Source organism: Streptomyces sp. NPDC007164 (genome assembly GCF_040634135.1).
Classification (GTDB): Bacteria; Actinomycetota; Actinomycetes; order Streptomycetales; family Streptomycetaceae; genus Streptomyces; species Streptomyces sanglieri.
The window spans coordinates 131,192-150,755 of record NZ_JBEYFB010000018.1; the positions used below are offsets into that span (position 1 = coordinate 131,192).

Here is a 19,564-nt window from a genome sequence, read left to right on the forward strand (position 1 = left end):
GACCGACGCTGGACGACCCGTGGCACCCGGCGCCGAGCGCCTGACCCGAAGAAGGAGAAGACCAGTGAGCGCCACGACACCCGAACAGGACCGCTCCTGGCCCCCGTTGCTGGGGCAGGTGCTCGACGGCCGGGATCTGACCGCCGTCGACACCGCCTGGGTGATGGACCAGGTGATGCGGGGCCGTGCGACCGACGCACAGATCGCCGGCTTCCTGGTGGCCCTGCGGGCCAAGGGCGAGACCGTGGGCGAGCTCGAAGGGCTCGTGCACGGGATGCTGGCCCATGCCGTACACATCGACGTGCCGGGGAGGACCGTCGACGTGGTGGGCACCGGGGGCGACGGGGCACACACGGTCAACATCTCCACGATGTCCGCGATCGTCGCGGCGGGAGCGGGGGTACGGGTCGTCAAGCACGGCAACCGTGCGGCGAGTTCGGCCTCCGGCTCCGCCGACGTACTGGAAGCACTGGGCGTCACCCTGCGGCTGCCGCCCGAGCGGATCGCCGCCGTGGTCGACGAGGCGGGCATCACCTTCTGCTTCGCGCCGGACTTCCACCCGGCGATGCGCCACGCGGCGGGGCCGCGCAAACAGCTCGGCATCCCGACCGTCTTCAACGCGCTGGGCCCGCTGACCAATCCGGCGGCACCCACCGCCCAGGCGGTCGGGGTCGCCGACGCCCGGCTGCTGCCGCTGATCGCCGGCGCACTGGCCCGGGCCGGCGGCCGGGGCCTGGTCTTCCGGGGCGACGACGGGCTCGACGAGCTCACCGTCACCACCACGTCCACCGTGCTGACCGTGGACGACGGCGATATCCGGCAGGAGCGGTTCGACCCGCGCGACCTGGGGATCGCGCTCGCACCGACGGAGGCACTGCGCGGGGAGGACGCCGCGTACAACGCGGCCGTCGCCCGGCGGGTCCTCGACGGCGAGCGCGGACCGGTGCGGGACGCGGTGCTGCTCTCCGCGGGCGCCGCGCTCGTGGCGGGCGAACCGACCGGGGGCCGTACCGTCACCGAACGCCTGGGCTGGGCGGTGGAAGCGGCGGGCCGGGCGATCGACTCCGGCGCCGCGGCCGACACCCTCGAACGGTGGGTACGGGCCACCTCGGCCCCGTGTGCCCCGGTCGTCGAAGCCCCGGCCGCCCGGGTCGCGACGGCGGCGTGACCGGGTACGGGGGACGGGCGCGGATCGTGGACGGCGCCATGGAGGTACCTCCCGGGAGACCGGTGGGTACGGCCATGGCGCGTCCGCGCGGTCACCGGGCAGTGGTGGGCTCCAGAGCCTGGTCCCGCTCCTGGTCCCGCTCCTGGTCCCGATCTTGGTTCCGTTCCTGCTCCCGTTCCGGGTTCGCTCCGCCGGCCGCGGCCGGCTTCGCGCCGTCGAGGGCCGGTGGCACGGACGCCGTCCGCGCGGACCCGCGGAACTTCTCGCGCCGGATCCAGGAGAGGGCCGGCGACGTGAGCCCCGTGGTGATCAGCGCCATCAGCACCAGCATGGTGAACAGATCGGGCCCGATCACACCGAGTTCGAGCCCCAGGTTCAGCACCACCAGCTCGGTCAGGCCCCGGCAGTTCATCAGCGCCCCGATCGCCAGGGAGTCGCGCCAGGACTGACCCGCGAGCCGGGCCCCGGCCGTGCTCCCGCCCCACTTGCCGAGCATCGCGACGGCGAGCACCGCCAGCGCCCACAGCCACTGGACCGGGTCGCCGGCCAGCAGCGAGACATCGGTGTGCAGCCCGGTGGAGACGAAGAACAGCGGCAGCAGCACCGGGACCGAGAACGCCCGCAGCCGCGCCGTGCAGCGTTCGACGACCATGGATCCCCGCGGAGTGACCAGGCCGAAGACAAAGGCGCCGAACAGGGCGTGCACGCCGATCCGGTCGGTGGCCAGTGCGGAGAGGCACAGGCCGCTGAAGAGGACGACGAGGACCACACCGTCCACGGTCCGCTCGGCCCGCCGCGACCAGCGGGCGAGCAGCGGACGCAGCACATAGGCCATGGCGGCGAGGAAGACCGCGGCGAGCGCCGCCGTCGTCAGCGCCTCGGCCGGCGAACCGCTCGTCGACACCGCGACCACCGCCGCCAGCAGGCACCAGGCGGTCACGTCGTCGACCGCCGCGCACGCCATGGCCAGTGAGCCGATCCGGGTACCGACCAGACCTCGGTCGGTGAGGACCCGGGCCAGCACGGGGAACGCGGTGATGCTCATCGACACGGCGATGAACAGCACGAACGGCAACCTGCCCACGCCCGGCGGCGCGAACGAGCCGAACATCGCGAGGGCCAGCAGCGAGCCCAGGACCAACGGCAGGGCGATGCTCGCCTGACTGACCGCGACCGCGGTCCCGCGATGGCCGCGCAATGTGCCGAGATCCAGTTCGAGGCCGATCAGGAACATGAAGGCCAGCAGGCCGATGTTGCCGAAGGCGCCGATGAACGGCAGCACCGAATCGGGGAACAGCCAGGCCTGCGCCGCGGGCGAGATCCAGCCCAGCAGCGACGGCCCCAGCATGATGCCGAGGGTGATCTCACCGATGACCGGCGGCTGGCCGAGCCTGCGGAACAGCTGGGCGCCCGCCTGGCACACCAGGATGACCACCGGGATGGCGATCAGGAGATCGGGCAGGGGGTCACGTGCCGACACGGCCGGCTCCTTCCCTGGCGGTCGCCGTGGCGTCCGACCAGCGTGCGTAGCGGCGCCGCCCGTACAGCAGCGGCTGGGCGGACTCGTCGGCGGTGAACCGCCGTACCTGAGCGAAGACCGTGGTGTGGTCCCCGACCTCCCGCGTACCGACCACCGCGCAGTCGGCGATGGCGTGCGCCGCCGCCGTCAGATGCGGGCCGCCCGCCCCCAGCGGCAGCCGCCACTCGCTCAGCGTGAACCGGTCGGGGTTGCCGGAGGCGAAGAGGTCGGAGGTGGCGTGCGCCCCCTCGTGTAGCAGATTGAGCGCCAACTGCCCACTGGACAGCACGGATTCGGTGGTGGGGCTCGCCGTGCGCAGGCAGATCACGAGCGTCGGCGGGGAGAGCGCAACGCTCGCCAGCGAGCTGCAGGTCATCCCGCGGGGCGTGCCGTCGGCGTCCAGCGTCGTCACCACGGAGACGCCGGAGGGGAAACTGCCCATCAGCGGGCGTATGTCGGCTTCCGGAACGGGCCGGTCGGTCATGGTTTCTCCTGTCGAAGACGTGTGCCGCGCGCCCGGCAGCCGGCCGGAGAGGAGCCCGGCTGCCGGGCGACGCGGTGCGGCACGACTACTTGCCGTGCAGCCGGCGGAGCCCCTCGTGGGTGCTCGGCAGGGAGTTGAGGAGTTCCTGCTGCTCCTTCTTGACCTGGGTGAACATGGCCTGCGCGGCGGCCACGGACTCCGGCTTGTGGTAAAGGATCGGCAGTGGGGCGTCCGGCTCCAGACCGAGTCCGGCGAAGATGCAGTAATAGCGCTCGTTGGTCCAGAAGTTACGGAATTCGGCCTCGAAGTTCCCGTAGTACGTGGTGTCGTCGGTGGCCGCAGGATTGACCGGAAGCCCCGCCTTGTACGCGTCGATCTTCTCGCGGATGCTGGCCGGGAGTTTCAGTTCCTTGTTGGCTCGCCAGAAGGGCGAGTCGGTGCGCGGCGCGAAGTAGAAGTGCGTCTGGATGAAATCGCGGGTGTCGTCGAACATCACCTCGATTTCCTTGTTGAAGTTGTCGACCAGGGCCTGGTTGAACGTCTTGTCCGGGAAGTGCTTGGCCAGCTGGTAGGCCGCGGCGGTGATGAAGTAGATACCGGTGGACTCCAGCGGCTCCAGGAAGGCGCTGGAAAGGCCGATACCGATGACGTTCTTCACCCAGGCGCGGCGGTTGCGGCCGACCCGGAACTTCACGTGGTTGAACTCGGTGGTCTCCGGGTCCAGGCCCCACAGCTCGCAGAACTCGGCGGTGGCCTCCTCCTGCGTGGTGAAGCGGCTGGAGTAGACGTAGCCGGTGCCGAAGCGGCCCGGCATCGGTATCTTCCAGGTCCACCCGGAGGACATCGCGATCGCCGAGGTGTACGGCTCCACGCCGTTGGCCTCGTCGTCGTGCGGCACGGCCGTGGCGACCGCGCGGTCGCACAGCAGCTGGTCGCTCATGTCGACGAAGGGCTCCTCCATCGCCTGGTTCATCAGCAGGCTGCGGAAGCCGGAGCAGTCCACGAACAGGTCCGCGTCCAGGACCCGGCCCTCCTTGGTGTGCAGGGCCTTGACGAAGCCCCGCTCGTCCTTCTCGACCCGCGTCATCTCGTCCTGGATGTGGTTCACGCCCTGCTTCTCGGTGGCGAACCGGCGCAGGAAGTCCGCGACGAGCGCCGCGTCGAAGTGCCACGCGTACCGGGTGGGAGAGGTGCCGTCCAGGTGCCGCGGCGACTTCTTGGCGTCCATCAGCGGCGCCTCGCGGAAGCAGGCGTAGTCGTACGGTTCGTCCGTCTTCCCTTCGAACTTGTTCTTGAACCAGTAGTGCGACATCGGAATGTTGTCGTGCTCCGGGCTGATGCCGAACGGGTGGTAAAAGTGGTCCGGACCGCCCTTGTCGAGCTCACGCGGACCGCTCTGGCCCTTGCCCGGAGTACGCCAGTTGATGAAGCGGACCGCCATCTTGTAACTGGCGTTGCACTCGCGCATCCACTCCTCCTCCTCGATTCCGAGGAAGTCGAAGAGAACACGGTGCAGATTGGGCACGGTGGCCTCGCCCACACCTATGCGTGGAATGCTCGGCGCCTCCAGGACCGTGACGTCGACCGTGCTGTGGAGGGCCTTGCCGAGATAGGCGGCGGTCATCCAGCCGGCCGTACCGCCGCCGAGGATCACGACCTTCTTGATGGCGTTGTCTGTTGCGGAGAAGATGCCCGTCATATCGAATTCCCTCTTCTGGCCGAAGTTGCGGTGTCGGAACTGTGGAGATGGCCAGAATCGGCAGCAGCTCTACGGCACTTCTATAACCCGGCGGAAAAGGCCGAATGAGATCGCTGGGCTTCGGGATTTATGGAGGGCGTATAGCGCGCGGGCGCAGCCTGGGGCCTGTTGATTCCACACTCGTATCTCCCAGCAGAGGATGGCCGCATCACATGGCGAGCACAGAACGGGAGCCGGAGACGGGGCTGAAAGGCATCCTTTCCACTGTGGGAGGAACCCCGCTCGTAGAGCTCGAACGGTTGATGCCGGGGTTCACCTCGCGGGTGTTCGCCAAGGTGGAGCGTTTCAACCCCGGCGGTAGCGTCAAGGACCGCTCGGCGCTGAACATGGTGGCCACGAAGATCCGGTCCGGGGAGCTCGTCCCGGGCCGCTCTACGGTCATCGAGTCCAGCTCGGGGAACCTCGCGATCGGGCTCGCACAGATCTGCGGCTACTACGGCCTGCGGCTCGTCTGTGTGGTGGACACCCGCACCACCCGGCAGAACATCGCGATCCTGCGGGCCTACGGGGCCGAGGTCGAGATCATCGGCGAGCCCGATCCGGCCACCGGGGAACTGCTGTCCGCCCGGCTGCACCGGGTCGCCGAACTCGTGGCCACCACCCCCGACGCCTACTGGCCCGACCAGTACGCCAACCCGCTCAACCGGCGGGCCCACGAGACCACGATGGGGGAGATCGCCGAAGCCCTCGACGGCAAGGTCGACCAGCTCGTCGTGGCCGCCGGCACCAGCGGCACGCTCGGCGGCTGCGCCGAGTACATCCGCCGGCACGGCCTCGGCACCACCGTCAACGCGGTCGACGCGCTGGGCAGCGTGCTGTTCGACTCACCCGTCGACTGCGCCCGCCTGGTGCCCGGCCACGGCGCGTCCGTCGCGCCCAAGCTGCTGCGGCGGGCCGACGCCGACCGGGTGGTGCACGTCGGCGACCTGGACTGCGTGGTGGGCTGCCGCACCCTGGTGCGCCGCGAGGCGATCCTGGCCGGCGGCTCGTCGGGCGCGGTCGTCGCGGCCCTGACCCGGCTCGCTTCCGGCATACCGCCCGGCTCCAACGTGGTGATCGTGCTGCCCGACGGCGGTGACCGCTATCTCGACACGATCTACGACGACACCTGGGTGCAGCGGCACTTCGGGGACGTCGCCCACCTGTGGGACGGGCCGTCGGACGCCGGGTTCGTGGGCCAACTGGCCGATATAGCCCAGTAATAGCGCGTCACCGCAGGATTTCCTCACCAGCGAAAAGTTCCAGCGTGCAGTTCCAGCGAACAGCACCAGAGACCCGAGAAATCCCGAACCGAGACCCGGAGGCACCACATGACCACCCAGATCGCCGACCTCAGCACCGAGCGCAAGGCCGAGATCAAGGAGATCGTCTGCGACATCCTCGAACTCGAACTCGACGAGGTCACCGACACCAGCCTCTTCAAGGAGGAGCACGACGCCGACTCCCTGCGCACCATCGAGATCCTCGCCTCCATGGAGCGCAACTTCGGTCTCGTCCTGGAGCAGGCCGAGCTCAGCCGCATGGTCAACCTGGCGGGCGTGTACGCCGTGGTCGCGGAGGCCGAGGGAAAGTGAGCGGGGCGACGGGCGGCACGGCGCCGCGCACGGCCCCCCGGCACCGGGTGGTGATCACCGGGCTCGGCGTGGTGACCAGCATCGGCACCGGGGTGGACGCCTTCGCCGACGGCCTGCGGGCCGGACGCAGCGGCGCCAAACCGATCGGCGCCTTCGACACCACCGGATTCGCGTACTCCAACGCCTGCGAGATCACCGATTTCGACCCCGAGGAGTGGCTGCGCGACATGGCGGCCGACGAGCTCGGCCGGGCCGCGCAGTTCGCGGTGGCCGGCAGCCGGATGGCGGTCGCGGACGCGGGACTCACCGAGGACGACGTACGGGCCAGGCGCACCCTGGTCTCGGTCGGCACCACCGACGGCGAGTCCCGCGACCTGGACCACCTGATCGGCCTTCAGGTCACCGAGGGCGAGGACCGGCTCGACGCCACCGTCGCCCGCCGGGTGTGGCCCGGCCGGCTCTCCGCCGGCATCGTCCGCGAACTCGGCCTGGAGGACGTGGAGACGGTCACCGTCCCCACCGCCTGCGCGGCCGGCAACTACGCGGTCGGCTCCGGCTACGACGCGATCAGCTCCGGTGACGTCGAGATGGCGCTCTGCGGCGGGGCCGACGCGCTGTGCCGCAAGACGTTCACCGGGTTCTACCGGCTCGGCACCATCGCCCCCGACGTGTGCCGCCCCTTCGACGCCGACCGGCAGGGCATCCTGACCGGTGAGGGCGCCGGGATCCTCCTGATGGAGTCCCTGGAGTCCGCGCTGGGGCGCGGCGCCCGCATCTACGCGGAGGTTCTCGGATACGGGCTGTCCTGCGACGCGAGCCATCCGGTCGCACCCGACCGGGACTCCATCGCACGCTGCATCACCGCCGCCCACCGCAACGCCGGCATCGAGGCGTCCGACGTGGACTTCATCTCGGCACACGGCACCGGCACCAAGGCCAACGACGTCACCGAGGTCGGCGCGATCCGGCAGGTCTTCGGCGACGAACTGCCGCGCACCGTGTCGATCAAGTCGATGATCGGCCACACCATGGGCGCCGCGAGCGCGCTGGCCGCCGCGGCCTGCTCCCTGGCCCTGCGGGAGGGCTTCATCCCGCCCACCATCAACCACCGCACCACCGACCCCGAGTGCGCGGTCGACTGCGTACCCAACGAGGCGGTCGAGGCCCGGCTGCGGGTCGTGCAGAACAACGGCCTCGCCTTCGGCGGGAACAACGCCGTGCTGATGCTCGGCCACTGGGACGAGAACGCGGCCGAGACCCTGCCCGCCGACGCCGCAGCGGCGGCCTGAACCGGCCCGACGCGGCCTGAGAGGAGTTGAACGGCATGTCAGCCGACGCGGTCACCACCGCGCAGGACCTGGTCGTTTCGGGCTGGGCTGTGTCCTCCCCGTACGGGCTGGGCCGGGACGGGTTCACGGCCGGACTGCGCGAGGGACGGCGCGCCGTCGCCGCCCTGGACAGCGAGCAGTGGCCGGTGCCCTACGGAGAGGCCGGGCTCATACCCGGCTTCGACATCAAGGCCGTCCTCGGCCGCAAGGGCACCCGCTCCATGGACCGGGTCACCGCCATCGCCGCCACCACCGTGGGCATGCTCCTGGAGGAGTACGGGGCCGGCCTCGCCGCCGACCCCGAGAGCACCGGCCTGGTGCTCGGCACCTCCGGAAGCGTCCAGTCGATCATGGACTTCACCCGGGACGCGCTCACCGGCAGGGCGCCCTACCTGGTCGACCCCGCCAGGTTCCCCAACACCGTGATGAACTGCCCCACCGGGCAGAGCGCCATCCGGCACACGCTCAAGGGCCCCAACGTCACCGTCTCCGGCGGCGCCGCCACCGGCCTGCTCGCCCTCAACTACGCCTCCCGGCTGCTGCGCGGCGGCCACGCCACCGCACTCCTGGCGGGCGCCGCCGAGGAGTTCTCGGTGCAGCGCGCCCGGCTGGAGCAGGTCGCCGACCACGGCGGCAGCGACGCCGAACCGCTCGGCGAGGGCGCGGCGCTGTTCCTCCTGGAGAGCGGGGCGGCGGCCCGCGACAGCGGACGCACCGCCCTCGCCACCGTGCTCGGCTGCCGATTCCGGGCCTTCCGGGACACGGGCCGCGCCTCCGTCGTGCTGAGGAACTGCGTCGACGAGGTCCTGGCCGCCGCCGGGGCCACCGCCGACGACATCGCGCTCATCGCCCCCGGCACTCCGCCAGGCGTCTTCGGCAAGGAGGAGACGGCGGCCCTGGACGGCCTCGCCGCGCCTCGCCTCGCGGTCCGCCCCCTCATCGGCGACGCCACCGCGGCCGGCGCGGCCTTCCAACTCGCCGCCGTACTCGCCGAGTCGGCCGCCCGCCCGGAACTGGCGGACCGGCTCGCCCTGGTCACCGCGGTCGACCGGGACGGCACCGTCGGCGCGGCCCTGCTCCGCCTCGGCTGAGCCGCCGAGCCCTTCGCAAGTTCCCGACTTCCCGCGCAGCACTCGCAGAAAGGCCACGCACCATGTCCGACACTTCCAGGCCGGTAGCCCTCGTCACCGGTGGATCGCGCGGCATCGGGCGGTCCGTCGTGGAGGTCCTGGCCCGCGACGGATACGACGTGGCCCTGTGCTACCAGTCCCGGGCGGAAGCGGCCGAGCTCGCCGCGAAGGCGGCCCGGGAGCACGGGGCCCGGACGCTGACCGGCCGCGTCGACGTCACCGACCGGGACGCGGTGCGCGCCTTCGTCGCCGAGACCGAGGACACCCTCGGCCCGGTCGACACCCTCGTCACCGCCGCCGGGATCGTCCGGGACAGCAACCTGGCCACGCTCGCCGACGACGACTGGGACGCCGTGGTGCGCACCAACCTCGACGGCACGTACAACTTCGCCAGGGCGCTCGTCTTCCCGATGATGAAGCGCCGCCGGGGCACCGTGATCACCCTCTCCTCGGTCGCGGCCCAGGGGCAGGCCGGCCAGACCAACTACTCGGCCTCCAAGGCCGGGATCATCGGCTTCACCAGGGCCCTCGCCAAGGAGGGCGGCCGGGCCGGGCTGCGCGCCAACACCGTGGCCCCCGGCTTCATCCGTACCGACATGACCGGCGGACTCTCCGAGAAGTACGCCAAGGACATGACCAGGAGCATCCCGCTCGGCCGGTTCGGGGAGCCCGAGGAGGTCGCCGAGCTGGTGGCGTTCCTCGCCTCCGACCGCGCCTCCTACATCACCGGACAGGTCTTCTCCATCGACGGCGGCCTGGTCGTCTGACACCCCGGTCCTCCCGTCATCCCAAGGAGTTCGCCATGACCGCCCGCACCACCAAGCCGCCCCGGTTCTACTTCAACCTGCGCAGCCCCTACAACTTCTTCGCCCTCGCCGACCTGGAGCGCGACCACCCGGAGCTGCTCGACCGGGTCGAGTGGCGCCCGTTCTGGGAGCCGGACCCGACCAGCGAGAAGCTGCTCGCCGAGACCTCGCCCGGCGCCGAGTTCCCGTTCCATCCGATGTCCCGGGCCAAGCAGTTCTACATCCTGCGCGACGTGCGCAGGCTCGCCGCCGACCGCGGCCTGGCGTTGACCTGGCCGGTGGACCGCAAGCCCTGGTGGGAGCCGGCCCACCTGACCTGGTTCCTCGCCGAGCGCGAGGGGCTCGGCCGCACCTGGGCCGAGCGCGCCGGACGGGCCCGCTGGCTGGAGGGGCGCGACATCTGCGACCCGGACGTGGTGCGCGAACTGGCCGAGGAGATCGGCCTGGACGGCGCGGAGGTCGACCAGGCCCCCCACCACCCGCTGGTGCGCGGACAGGGCGTACGGGCGCTGCTCGACGTGCACCGCGACGGCGTCTTCGGCGTGCCGTACTTCATCAACGGCAGCGAGCCGTACTGGGGCCTGGACCGCGTCACCGACTTCGCCGCGTCCTTCGCCCCCGCCACCACTCCCGCGTCCACCGCCGCCGAGCCGCCCGCCGTCCCCGCCGCCGGCCGCACCACCGACATGAGCCACGCGGGAGGCTGCGGATGAGCACCGTGACCGGCACCGAAGAGCGCGCCACGGCCGAGGGAACCCTGCCGCTGACCGCCATCCAGGAAGCGATGTGGACCGCGTACCGCGTCGCACCCCGGAGCGCCTCCTACAACATCGTGATGCCGCTGCTGCTGCGCGGACCCGTCGACCCGGCCGCCATGGCCGCGGCGGTCACCGCCGTCGGCGACCGGCAGGAGCTGCTGCGCTCCGTCTTCACCGAGCAGGACGGCACCCCGGTCCGTACGGCCGCCGAACGGGCCCTGGTCCGCATGGAGTTCAGGGACCTCGACGCCATCGACGAGGAGGGCCTGCGACGGGCCGCGGAGGAAGCGGGCGCCCGCCCCTTCCGCCTGGAATCCGGCGCCTTCCGGGTCGTCCTGCTGCGCCGCTCCGACGACGAGTGGGCGCTGGTGACCGCCGCCCACCACATCGTCAGCGACTTCACCTCGCGCTGGCTGCTCGTCCGCGACCTGCTCGACGCCTACGCGGGCATCTCCACCGGCACCGCGCCGGCCTGGCGGCCCATCCCCGGCTCATACACCGACCACGCCGCCGAGGAACTGCGCCACATCGCCTCCGAGGCGGGGCGGCGCGGCGCGGACCGGTGGCGCAAGTCGGTCGCCGGGGCACCCGCTGCGGAGCTTCCGCTGGACCGGCCGCGACCCGTCGTGCGCTCGCTCCGGGGCGGCACCGTGGTCCGCGTGCTCGCCCCGGCCTGCGCCCGGGGGCTCGACGCGGCGGCCGACGACGCGGGTGTCACCCCGTTCGCGTATCTGCTCGGCGTCTTCCAGGCACTCACCCACCGCTGGACCGGCCAGGAGGAGTTCGTCCTCGGGGTGCCCGCGACCAGCCGGATGGGCAAGGCGCAGCGGGACGTGATCGGCTGCTTCCTCAACACCATGCCGGTACGGGCCGAGTTCGACGCCACCAGCACCTTCCGGAGCACCGCCGCGCTGGCCGGCGAGCGGGTGATGCGGGGCATGGTCAACGTCCGCTACCCCTGCGCCCTGGCCTTCCCGCAGGCCACCGTCTTCCGCACCGCGCTGTTCCTGGTCCAGATGGACCGGATGGACCCGCCGGTGCCCAACGTCCCGCCTGGGCAGGTCATCGGCCCGTCCGTCGCGTACAAGGGGCTGGACATCGCCCTGATCGACGTACCCCAGCAGGAGGGCCAGCTGGACCTGCTGCTGCGCATCGAGCAGACCCCCGACGGTGTCACCGCCGTCTTCTCGTACGACACCGACCTGCTCGACCGGGCCACGGTCGAGCGGTTCGCGGACGGCTACGAGCGGATGCTCGCCGCGGCCGTCGCCGACCCGGGCACCCGGATCGCCGACGTGGAACTGGCCGGACAGGACGAGACGGCCGCGCTGCTCGCCCTCGGCACCACCTCATTCGACGACGCCGCCGATTTCGCGGACTTCTCCGACTTCGACGACTTCGAATCCTTCGAGAACTCCTGGGAACACCGATGACCATGCGCATCGCGATCGTGGGCGCGGGACTCGGCGGTCTGACGGCCGCCGCCGCACTGCACCACCGGGGCCTGGACGTCCAGGTCTACGAGCGGGGGGAGGAGCTGCGCGAGCAGGGCGTCGGCATGCACCTCGGCCCCAACGGCACCCGACTGCTCCAACGCCTCGGCCTCGGGCCGGAGCTGGAGCGGTGCGCGGTGCGCCCCGAGGCCCTGGAGGTACGGGCCTTCCACAACGGCGCCACCGTGGCCCGCCAGGAGATGGGCGAGGCATGGCAGCAGCGGTTCCGCGCCCCGTACTACACCGTGCACCGCGGTGACCTGCACCGGATGCTGTCCTCGCGGGTGCCCGCCGAGCGGGTGCACACCGGCAAGGAGCTCGTCCGGTTCGAGGAGACCGTGTACGGGGTCGTCCTGCACTTCGCGGACGGCACCGACGCCCACGCCGACGTGCTGATCGGCGCGGACGGGGTGCACTCGGCGGTCCGGCGCGCGGTCGCGGGCGCCGACGCCCCGGTCTACTCCGGCAACAGCGCCCTGCGCGGTGTGGTCGACGCCGCCGACCTGCCGGACCTGGACCCCGCGCTGATGTACATGTACGCGGGCCCCACCGCGCGCGTCCTGCTCTACCCGGTCGCCGGGGGCAGGCAGTTCACCTACGTCGTGGTGACCCCGGCCGCCGAGGGCGCCGCCGAGTCGTGGACCAGCGCGGGCGACCGCACCGACCTGGACGCCGTCCTGACGGGCTGGGACCCGGCCGTACGCGCGCTCGCCGACGCGGCGGGCGAGGTGCGCCGCTGGGCGCTGTACGACCGCGAGCCGCTGACGCGGTGGAGCACCGCCCGCACCACCCTGCTCGGCGACGCGGCCCACCCGATGCTCCCGCACCACGGACAGGGCGCCAACCAGGCGGTGGAGGACGCCGTGGCGCTCGCCGTCTGCCTCGAAGGGGCGGCGCCCGGCGCGGACGGCATCGCCGCCGCACTGCGCCGCTACGAGGAGGCGCGCCGACCGCACACCACCCGTGTGCAGCTCGGCTCCCGTACCGGACAGCAGCCGAAGGACGCCGAGGCGAACCGCCGCATCGACGCCGAGAGCGTCGACTGGGTCCTCGACCACGACGTCGAGGCGGCCCTGGGCGGGACACGGGACCGTCTTCCCCAGGCGGCCTGACCCACGGCCGGGACGCCGGCCCACCGAACAGGGGCCCCTGGCGCTCTCCCCGCGCCAGGGGCCCCGGGCGTCCCGTCGAAACAGGACGACGAGAACGGACGGTACGCCGAACCGGCGGCCGCCCTGACCGGCGAGGTCACCCGGCTCGACGCCCCGTTCCCCTTCGCGACGGAACTCAGTGGGCGGGAACCGGCTCGGACGACGGCTGCCACTCCCGCCTGATCAGCCCGTAGACCCACGAGTCAGAGACCTCACCGTTGACGACGCAGTCTTCCCGCAGCGTCCCTTCACGCACGAAGCCGAGCTTCTCCAGCACGCGGGCAGAAGCCACGTTGCGCGTATCGGCCTCGGCCTGGACTCGATTCAGGTCCAGCGTGTCGAATGCCCACCGCAGCAGAGCCCGCGCGGCCTCGGTCGCGTAGCCGCGGCCCCACGCCGCCTCGCCGAAGCAGTAGCCGAGCGACGCGCTGCGGTAGTCCGGATTCCACGTGTTCAGGGTGCACCAGCCGATGAACGCTCCGTCGGAGACACGATCCACGGCCAGCCGCGTCCCGGAGCCCTCCTGCGCCATCTGCCGGCAAGCCGTGATGAACTTCTCGGCGCGCACGCGTTCGCTCCACGGTGGCGCGTCCCAGTAGCGCATCACGTAGGCGTTGCTGTGCAGTGCGAAGAGGTCGTTCGCATCCGCGGCTTCGAAGGCACGCAGTCGGAGGCGAGCGGTGTGCAACGAGGGGGCGGGCAGTGACGTCGTCATGTTCCCTCTCCTGATCGGTGGCCGATCAATGAGACATCCGGGGCGGGTCACTCGCAACGGGATTTCCCGGCGGGCCGGCGGACGTGTCCGCTCATCGTCATGGGTGGGGTAGCGGGGTGCAGGGAGCAGGGAGCAGAGCCAGTGACACAGGACCTCGGCCGCGTTGGTAGGACCCTTCCGGTGGGCACGGGGAACGGGCCCGCTCGTGGCCGGCCGACGCGATGCGACCACGAGCGGGAGATCAGTACTTCCGCTCGCGCGGGTACGGCGTCGGCCGGCCGCTGCACGCAGCGAGCAAGGCAGCCTGTGCACATGGATGGTGAAGCCAGGACCGGTCGCGCCGGGCATCTCGTACGGCCGGAGTAGTGAACGCGGCGCGGGCACCGGTGCCGCCGGGGCGCTCGCGCGGCTGTGTCCGCGCCGCCCCCTGAACCCCGGCATCCCTTCCCTGACGTGCTCACCCGCACCGTATGTGCCCCAGAGACCGCCCGACCGAGGAGGCAGACCATCACCATCCAGCCGATTCCTCCCACCACGCCGATTCCTCCCACCACGCCGATTCCCCCCTCCGCCGCGGACGAGCGTCCGCTCGACGCCGAGCGCTGGAAGTGGGCCCGCAGCCAGTTCGAACTCGACCCGGACTATGTCCACTTGGCGCTCTCCATGCTGGCCCCGCACCCCAAACCGGTGAGAGAGGCCATCGAACACCACCGGCGGGCCCTGGACCGCAACCCCGCGCTGCACTTCCACGAACGCGACGGCCAAGTCCGCCAGGTCCTCGACAGTGCCGCCGCCTACCTGGGCGGACGGCCCGATGCGCTGGCCCTCACCGAGAGCACCACCGCAGGACTCGCTGCCGTCTGCGCCGGCATGCGCCTGGAGCCGGGCGACGAGATCCTCAGTACCGACCACGAGCACTACGCAGCCATGGAGATCCTCCGATTCAAGGCGGCGGCCAGCGGGGCGACACGGCGGAGTATCTCCCTCTACGAGCACGCGCCCGACGCGGACGCCGACCGGATCGTGGACGCCGTCGCACGGGGAGTCGGTGAGCGTACCCGTCTGTTCGTCGTCACCTGGGTCCACTCAGGCACTGGCGTGAAACTGCCACTGGCCGCCATCGGCGAAGTGGTCGCCGCGGTGAACGCCACGCGGCCGAGTCACCGCCAGATCGTGCTCTGCGTCGACGCCGTGCACGCACTGGGCGTCGAGGACTTCGACGTCACCGCGCTCGGTTGCGACTTCTTCGTCGCCGGATGCCACAAATGGCTCTTCGGACCGCGGGGAACCGGGGTGGTCTGGGGCAGCGACCGGGGCTGGTCGAGGGTCGCTCCGGTTATCACCTCCTTCGACGTGGAGGTCTTCTGGCCCTGGTACCTGGGACGCACCCCCGACGGCGAAGCGCCGCCCGCCCGCATGTGCTCACCGGGCGGCTTCCCTGCGTACGAGCACCGCTGGGCGCTGCACGAGGCGTTCCAGTTCCAACTGGCGCTGGGGCGCGCGGAGGTCGCCACCCGGATCGCGGAACTCACAGCGTACTGCCGACTACGGCTGGCGGAGGTCCCGGGCGTCGCCATCCGCACCCCGCGGTCCTCACAACTGCGCGCTGGAATGGTCTGCTTCGACGTCGCGGGACACGATCCGGCGGACATCGTCGCCGGGTTGGAGAGGCGGCGTGTAATGGCGGGACAGACTCCCTACCGCAGCAGCGCCATCCGGTTCGCGCCCGGTGTGCTCAACACCGCGGAAGACATCGACCGGGCGGTCGACGAGCTCGAGCGGATCACCGCGGGAGGAGACCGGTGATCAGCAACTCCCCGGGCCCCCTCCACGAGCTGCAGGTGCTCGGACTGGCTGCCCAGGCCCCCACCTACGAGGCGCTGCTCGACTGGTGGACCTTCCTGCGCGAGGCGGCGCCGGTCCATGACGACCAGGAGCTGGGCAACTGGCATGTGTTCCGGTACGACGACGTGGCGACAGCTCTGGCCGACCACCGGACCTTCTCCTCCGACATGCGCGACCTGATCGAGCAGCCTGACGCGTTCTCGACCGTCGCGCAGGGCGCGTTCCTGGGCTTTGACCCACCCGCCCACGACAGGCTGCGCTCACTGGTGAGCAAGGTCTTCACGCCCCGCATGATCCAGGAACTGGCGCCGAGGATCGCCGGAATCAGCGAGGGACTGTTGGACGCGATGGACGAGGCGCGGGACGTCGACTTCGTCGAGCAGTTCGCGTATCCGCTGCCCTTGGCGGTCATTGCGGAAATCCTACAAATCCCGGTCGTGGACCGTGCACGGTTCCGTACGTGGTCCAACGCACTGTTCTTCCAGGGTAGGGACGACACACCGGTCCTGGTGGCGACGGCGGAGATGCTGCGCTCCATCGATCCGCTGATCGCCGAGATGAACGCATACTTCCTGGACGTCATCCGCAGCCGCAGGGCCCGGCCGGGCCCCGACCTCATCAGCAGGCTCGCCACCGTCGACGAGAGCGGGCAGCGGCTGCGCGGCGAGGAGATCCTCGGAGTCTGCGGCTTCCTGCTCGTCGCCGGGCACATCACCACGACGATGCTGCTGACCAGTTCGGTTCTCCTGCTGGACGAGCATCCGCAGGCCGCGGCCGACCTACGGGCCGATCCGTCGCTGACGGCGAGCGCGGTGGAGGAGGTCATGCGCCACCGCGGCCAGCTTCCGGCCGCAGCGCGGCGCACGACCCGGGAGGTGGTCCTGCACGGCAAGATGCTGCCCCGGGACAGCATCGTCCTGTTGTGGCTGACGTCGGCCAACCGGGATCCGCGCGTGTTCCCGGACCCGTGTACGTTCGACATCCGCCGCACCCCGAACCGCCACCTCGCCCTGGGCCGGGGCATCCACTACTGCCTGGGCGCGCCACTGGCCCGCCTTGAACTGACCATCGCGCTGAAGGGGTTGCTGAGGCGCTGGAGCCACTTCGCACCGAGCGGACCGGTGAGGTACGAGGACCCGCGGCACACGATCGGCGCGAAGGAAATCCCGCTCAGGGTGAGGTGGACGGAGAACTGACAGGGAACGGCGCCTGCAGATGCGCCGCTCGGAGCTGAGGTGATCGGGTCCGCCGCCATCAAGTCGGGGTCGTTCCGGTGTGCGGACCGAGGTGTCTAACCCGGTCCTGGCCGTGCACGAGACTCCCGGGTGATCCGCTGCGATGCTCGGTCGGGTCCAGGCTGAACGCGCGCTGCGGCGTAGGCATCACTGAGCCGGCTTGCACTCCTCGGCGTAGCGGGCCAGCCCTTCCGCCGTGCCCTGCATGAACTTCTGGAGGTAGCGCGGCATGACCCAGCCCAACAGCCAGCTCGTCTCGTACTCGCCGCACCAGTGGATGACCGTGTCTGAGCTCGCTATCGGCTTCAGCTCGATGCGCGCGTGATAGTTGTACATCGACGAGTTGAACGCGTCTTCGTAGGCCAAGAGGCGTCGCTCGACCTTCTCAGTTATTCGCTCCCCGGTCACGATGCGGCCCGTCCGGAAAGCCCGGACGGCGCCGACGCCGTCGTCGCCGCCGGGGTCGAGGTCGAGGTCGACTGACCGTGTCGTATCCAGACTGTCCACCTTGGACCACAGCGGCCAGCTTGCGGCATCGACCAGCAGCTTCCAGACGATTTCCGGCGAGGCGCAGGTAGTCGCTCTGACGTCGTATTTGTGCATGGTGGAGGGCTCCTGTGAGTGGATGCGGGCGGCGTCCCCGGCCAGAAGACGCGGTCGACGCGGTATCAGCGACCGGTCGTGCCGTCGATGAGTTCGCGGAGGATGTCCGCGTGGCCTGCGTGTCGGGCGGTCTCCTCGATCATGTGGGTGAGTGCCCAGCGGATGCTGGGAGCGGTGCGGTCCGACCGCGGCCGGGGAACCGGTGCGCCCAGATCGGTGCACCCGTCGAGAACGTCGTTCGCGCGCTTGACCGCGTCTCGGTAGCGGGCGACGACATCGGCCACGCTGTCCGCCGGTGCGGCTTGAAACGTCGCCTGCCAGTCGGTGACTTCGTCCCCGAGGAACATCGAGCGCTCGACGAAAGTCAGGTGGTTGAGCAGGCCGAGCAGGTTCGTGCCGGACGGCGCCGCGGCTGTTCGCACCTGCGGTTCGGGGGCGCTGTCGGTCTTCGCGGCGATCGAGGTCCGGAGGTAGTCGAGGAATCCGCGCAGGATCTCGGTCTCGTTGCTACCGGTCCGGGGCGGCGGAGTGTCGCGGCGGCGGTTGCGGCGCGTGGTGCTGGGCACCGTGGTCTCTCTTCCTTTGTCGGCGGCGGGGGTCGGCCGCCGTGTCAGGCGGTGCGGCGGATGAGGAGGACGTGGTTGGTGACCTCGGCGGTGTGCCCGTCTGGTCCGGTCGCGGTCCGGCCAGATGCGTCGGCCCGCTCGACCGTCCATGTCTGCGGGGCCAGGTTGATTCCCGCGGCAACTTCCTGCGGGCTCGGGTAGCGGATGTCGGGATCCCGATTCCACGACCATGGCGCGGCCGAGCCGTGGTCGACGACCAACAGCCGCCCGCCTGGGCGCAGTGCGTGCGCGGCCGAGCGCAGCACGGTTGCCCGGTCCAGGCCAAAGGGGGTGTGCAGGTAGTGGGCGCAGACCAGGTCGAATCCGCCGGGTGGGAAAGACTTGCGCAAGTCGTGCCGCACGGTGGTGACGCGGTCGCCCAGGTCGTGTAAGCGGGCGAGGGCTGCGAGCTGCTCGACCGCCACGGCCGAGATGTCGACGGCGGTGACGTGCCACCCCAGGCGGGCGAGCCACAGCGCGTCGCCGCCGTCGCCGCATCCGAGGTCCAACGCGTCACCGGGCGGGCAGGCCTGTCACCATCTCGGTGAGGCAAGCATTCGGCTGCGGGCCGCTGGTTGCCGGTCGGGCCGCGTAGACACCGTCCCAGAACGCGACCGCACCAGTGGTGCTCATCAAGGCTCCTTGTGTCGGTATGAATTCAGTCTTGCTGGGCACCCCACGACCTGGCACGGAAACTTGCGGTTTCGGCAAGATGGCCTGATGGATCGCAAGAAGGACGACGACGTGCTCGACGCGGTAGGGCCGCGCCTTCGCGCGCTGCGTCGTAACCGCGGCATCACCCTTGCCGACCTCGCGGCGACAACCGGCGTGTCGGAGAGCACTCTGTCCAGGCTGGAGAGCGGACAGCGCCGGCCGAGCCTGGAACTGCTGCTGCCGCTGGCCCGCACTTATGACGTTCCGCTGGACGACCTCGTCGGTGCCCCGCGCACTGGCGACCCCCGAATACACCTCAAGCCGATCAGGCGGTTCGGGATGACGTTCGTGCCTCTGTCTCGGCGACCGGGCGGGGTGCACGCGTTCAAGATGATCATCCCCGCCCCGCCGGAACCACTCGAACCGACCCCGCAGGCTCACGAAGGCTTCGAATGGCTCTACGTGCTCAACGGACGCCTTCGGCTCGTGATCGGCGAGCGCGACCTGACACTGCCGCCCGGCGAGGCAGCCGAGTTCGACACATCCCTGCCCCACTGGTTGGGCAGCGCCGACGGCGGCGTGGTTGAGCTTCTCATCCTGGCTACGTTCATGAGAAGCGGCTCTGGCTCAACTGGTGAATTTAGCTTGTATTTAAAGGTTTGACTTTGGCGTGGCCTGCGGAGTCGTGTCCGTTCTGTTGTGTTTCTTGCCAACGGGGTGGCGGGGTGCGGGGGTTG

18 protein-coding genes and 1 pseudogene are annotated in these 19,564 nt (G+C 70.8%); 12 read left to right on the forward strand and 7 right to left on the reverse strand.

The window, feature by feature from the left end:
• Window positions 1–64 precede the first annotated feature (64 nt).
• Window positions 65–1,168 (forward strand): anthranilate phosphoribosyltransferase, encoded by a 1,104-nt coding sequence (gene trpD, locus ABZ622_RS23005; protein WP_360545959.1) that lies wholly within the window; start codon window positions 65–67, stop codon window positions 1,166–1,168.
• A gap of 91 nt (window positions 1,169–1,259) precedes the next feature.
• Here trpD and ABZ622_RS23010 read toward each other — a convergent pair whose 3' ends face one another.
• The 3 genes from ABZ622_RS23010 to ABZ622_RS23020 all read right to left on the reverse strand — a co-directional run bounded on the left by ABZ622_RS23010 (window position 1,260) and on the right by ABZ622_RS23020 (window position 4,870).
• The gene (locus tag ABZ622_RS23010) at window positions 1,260–2,648 is read right to left on the reverse strand and encodes a cation:proton antiporter (protein WP_360545961.1); all 1,389 of its coding nucleotides are present in this window, start codon (window positions 2,646–2,648) and stop codon (window positions 1,260–1,262) included.
• Window positions 2,635–3,171: a flavin reductase family protein gene (locus ABZ622_RS23015; protein ID WP_360545963.1), complete on the reverse strand. Its 537-nt coding sequence runs from the start codon at window positions 3,169–3,171 to the stop codon at window positions 2,635–2,637. Before ABZ622_RS23015 ends, ABZ622_RS23010 begins: the two co-directional genes overlap by 14 nt.
• Before the next feature lie 85 nt (window positions 3,172–3,256).
• Window positions 3,257–4,870, reverse strand: coding sequence for a tryptophan halogenase family protein (locus ABZ622_RS23020; protein ID WP_360545965.1), 1,614 nt, complete (start codon window positions 4,868–4,870; stop codon window positions 3,257–3,259).
• Window positions 4,871–5,082: 212 nt separating this feature from the next.
• Here ABZ622_RS23020 and sbnA point away from each other — a divergent pair, with 212 nt between their 5' ends.
• The 8 genes from sbnA to ABZ622_RS23060 all read left to right on the forward strand — a co-directional run bounded on the left by sbnA (window position 5,083) and on the right by ABZ622_RS23060 (window position 13,131).
• Window positions 5,083–6,132 carry a 2,3-diaminopropionate biosynthesis protein SbnA gene (gene sbnA / locus ABZ622_RS23025; protein WP_360545967.1) on the forward strand — a complete coding sequence of 350 codons (1,050 nt, stop codon included), beginning with the start codon at window positions 5,083–5,085 and terminating at the stop codon, window positions 6,130–6,132.
• 108 nt (window positions 6,133–6,240) lie between these two features.
• Entirely contained in the window at window positions 6,241–6,504 is a 264-nt protein-coding gene (locus tag ABZ622_RS23030) for an acyl carrier protein (RefSeq protein WP_189544967.1), read from the forward strand.
• On the forward strand, window positions 6,501–7,793 hold the full coding sequence (locus ABZ622_RS23035) for a beta-ketoacyl-[acyl-carrier-protein] synthase family protein (protein WP_360545969.1): 1,293 nt from the start codon (window positions 6,501–6,503) through the stop codon (window positions 7,791–7,793). The genes ABZ622_RS23030 and ABZ622_RS23035 overlap by 4 nt, the downstream gene beginning before the upstream one ends.
• Before the next feature lie 35 nt (window positions 7,794–7,828).
• Complete coding sequence (locus ABZ622_RS23040; RefSeq protein ID WP_360545971.1) at window positions 7,829–8,923, forward strand: beta-ketoacyl synthase N-terminal-like domain-containing protein; 1,095 nt, start codon at window positions 7,829–7,831, stop codon at window positions 8,921–8,923.
• Window positions 8,924–8,985: 62 nt separating this feature from the next.
• A complete protein-coding gene (gene fabG / locus ABZ622_RS23045; RefSeq protein WP_360545973.1) occupies window positions 8,986–9,729 on the forward strand; it encodes a 3-oxoacyl-ACP reductase FabG in 744 nt (247 codons plus the stop codon).
• 35 nt (window positions 9,730–9,764) lie between these two features.
• Window positions 9,765–10,481, forward strand: a complete 717-nt coding sequence (locus ABZ622_RS23050) for a DsbA family protein (RefSeq protein ID WP_360545975.1) — start codon at window positions 9,765–9,767, stop codon at window positions 10,479–10,481.
• On the forward strand, window positions 10,478–11,959 hold the full coding sequence (locus ABZ622_RS23055) for a condensation domain-containing protein (RefSeq protein WP_360545977.1): 1,482 nt from the start codon (window positions 10,478–10,480) through the stop codon (window positions 11,957–11,959). The genes ABZ622_RS23050 and ABZ622_RS23055 overlap by 4 nt, the downstream gene beginning before the upstream one ends.
• Window positions 11,956–13,131 carry an FAD-dependent monooxygenase gene (locus ABZ622_RS23060; RefSeq protein WP_360545979.1) on the forward strand — a complete coding sequence of 392 codons (1,176 nt, stop codon included), beginning with the start codon at window positions 11,956–11,958 and terminating at the stop codon, window positions 13,129–13,131. Before ABZ622_RS23055 ends, ABZ622_RS23060 begins: the two co-directional genes overlap by 4 nt.
• 175 nt (window positions 13,132–13,306) lie before the next feature.
• Here ABZ622_RS23060 and ABZ622_RS23065 read toward each other — a convergent pair whose 3' ends face one another.
• Entirely contained in the window at window positions 13,307–13,885 is a 579-nt protein-coding gene (locus tag ABZ622_RS23065) for a GNAT family protein (RefSeq protein ID WP_360545981.1), read from the reverse strand.
• A 453-nt stretch (window positions 13,886–14,338) separates the two neighbouring features.
• Here ABZ622_RS23065 and ABZ622_RS23070 point away from each other — a divergent pair, with 453 nt between their 5' ends.
• Both ABZ622_RS23070 and ABZ622_RS23075 read left to right on the forward strand, forming a co-directional pair.
• Window positions 14,339–15,691, forward strand: coding sequence for an aminotransferase class V-fold PLP-dependent enzyme (locus ABZ622_RS23070; protein WP_360545983.1), 1,353 nt, complete (start codon window positions 14,339–14,341; stop codon window positions 15,689–15,691).
• Window positions 15,688–16,926 (forward strand): cytochrome P450, encoded by a 1,239-nt coding sequence (locus ABZ622_RS23075; RefSeq protein WP_360545985.1) that lies wholly within the window; start codon window positions 15,688–15,690, stop codon window positions 16,924–16,926. The genes ABZ622_RS23070 and ABZ622_RS23075 overlap by 4 nt, the downstream gene beginning before the upstream one ends.
• Window positions 16,927–17,112: 186 nt before the next feature.
• On the opposite strand, the gene ABZ622_RS23080 is transcribed toward ABZ622_RS23075, so the two are convergent.
• The 3 genes and pseudogenes from ABZ622_RS23080 to ABZ622_RS23090 all read right to left on the reverse strand — a co-directional run bounded on the left by ABZ622_RS23080 (window position 17,113) and on the right by ABZ622_RS23090 (window position 18,806).
• The gene (locus ABZ622_RS23080) at window positions 17,113–17,568 is read right to left on the reverse strand and encodes an SRPBCC family protein (protein ID WP_360545987.1); all 456 of its coding nucleotides are present in this window, start codon (window positions 17,566–17,568) and stop codon (window positions 17,113–17,115) included.
• A gap of 65 nt (window positions 17,569–17,633) precedes the next feature.
• The gene (locus ABZ622_RS23085; RefSeq protein WP_360545989.1) at window positions 17,634–18,134 is read right to left on the reverse strand and encodes a DinB family protein; all 501 of its coding nucleotides are present in this window, start codon (window positions 18,132–18,134) and stop codon (window positions 17,634–17,636) included.
• 44 nt (window positions 18,135–18,178) lie between these two features.
• Window positions 18,179–18,806, reverse strand: a pseudogene (locus ABZ622_RS23090) (class I SAM-dependent methyltransferase).
• A gap of 87 nt (window positions 18,807–18,893) precedes the next feature.
• Between ABZ622_RS23090 and ABZ622_RS23095 the strand changes: the two are divergent.
• Entirely contained in the window at window positions 18,894–19,490 is a 597-nt protein-coding gene (locus ABZ622_RS23095) for an XRE family transcriptional regulator (protein ID WP_360545991.1), read from the forward strand.
• Window positions 19,491–19,564: the final 74 nt, after the last annotated feature.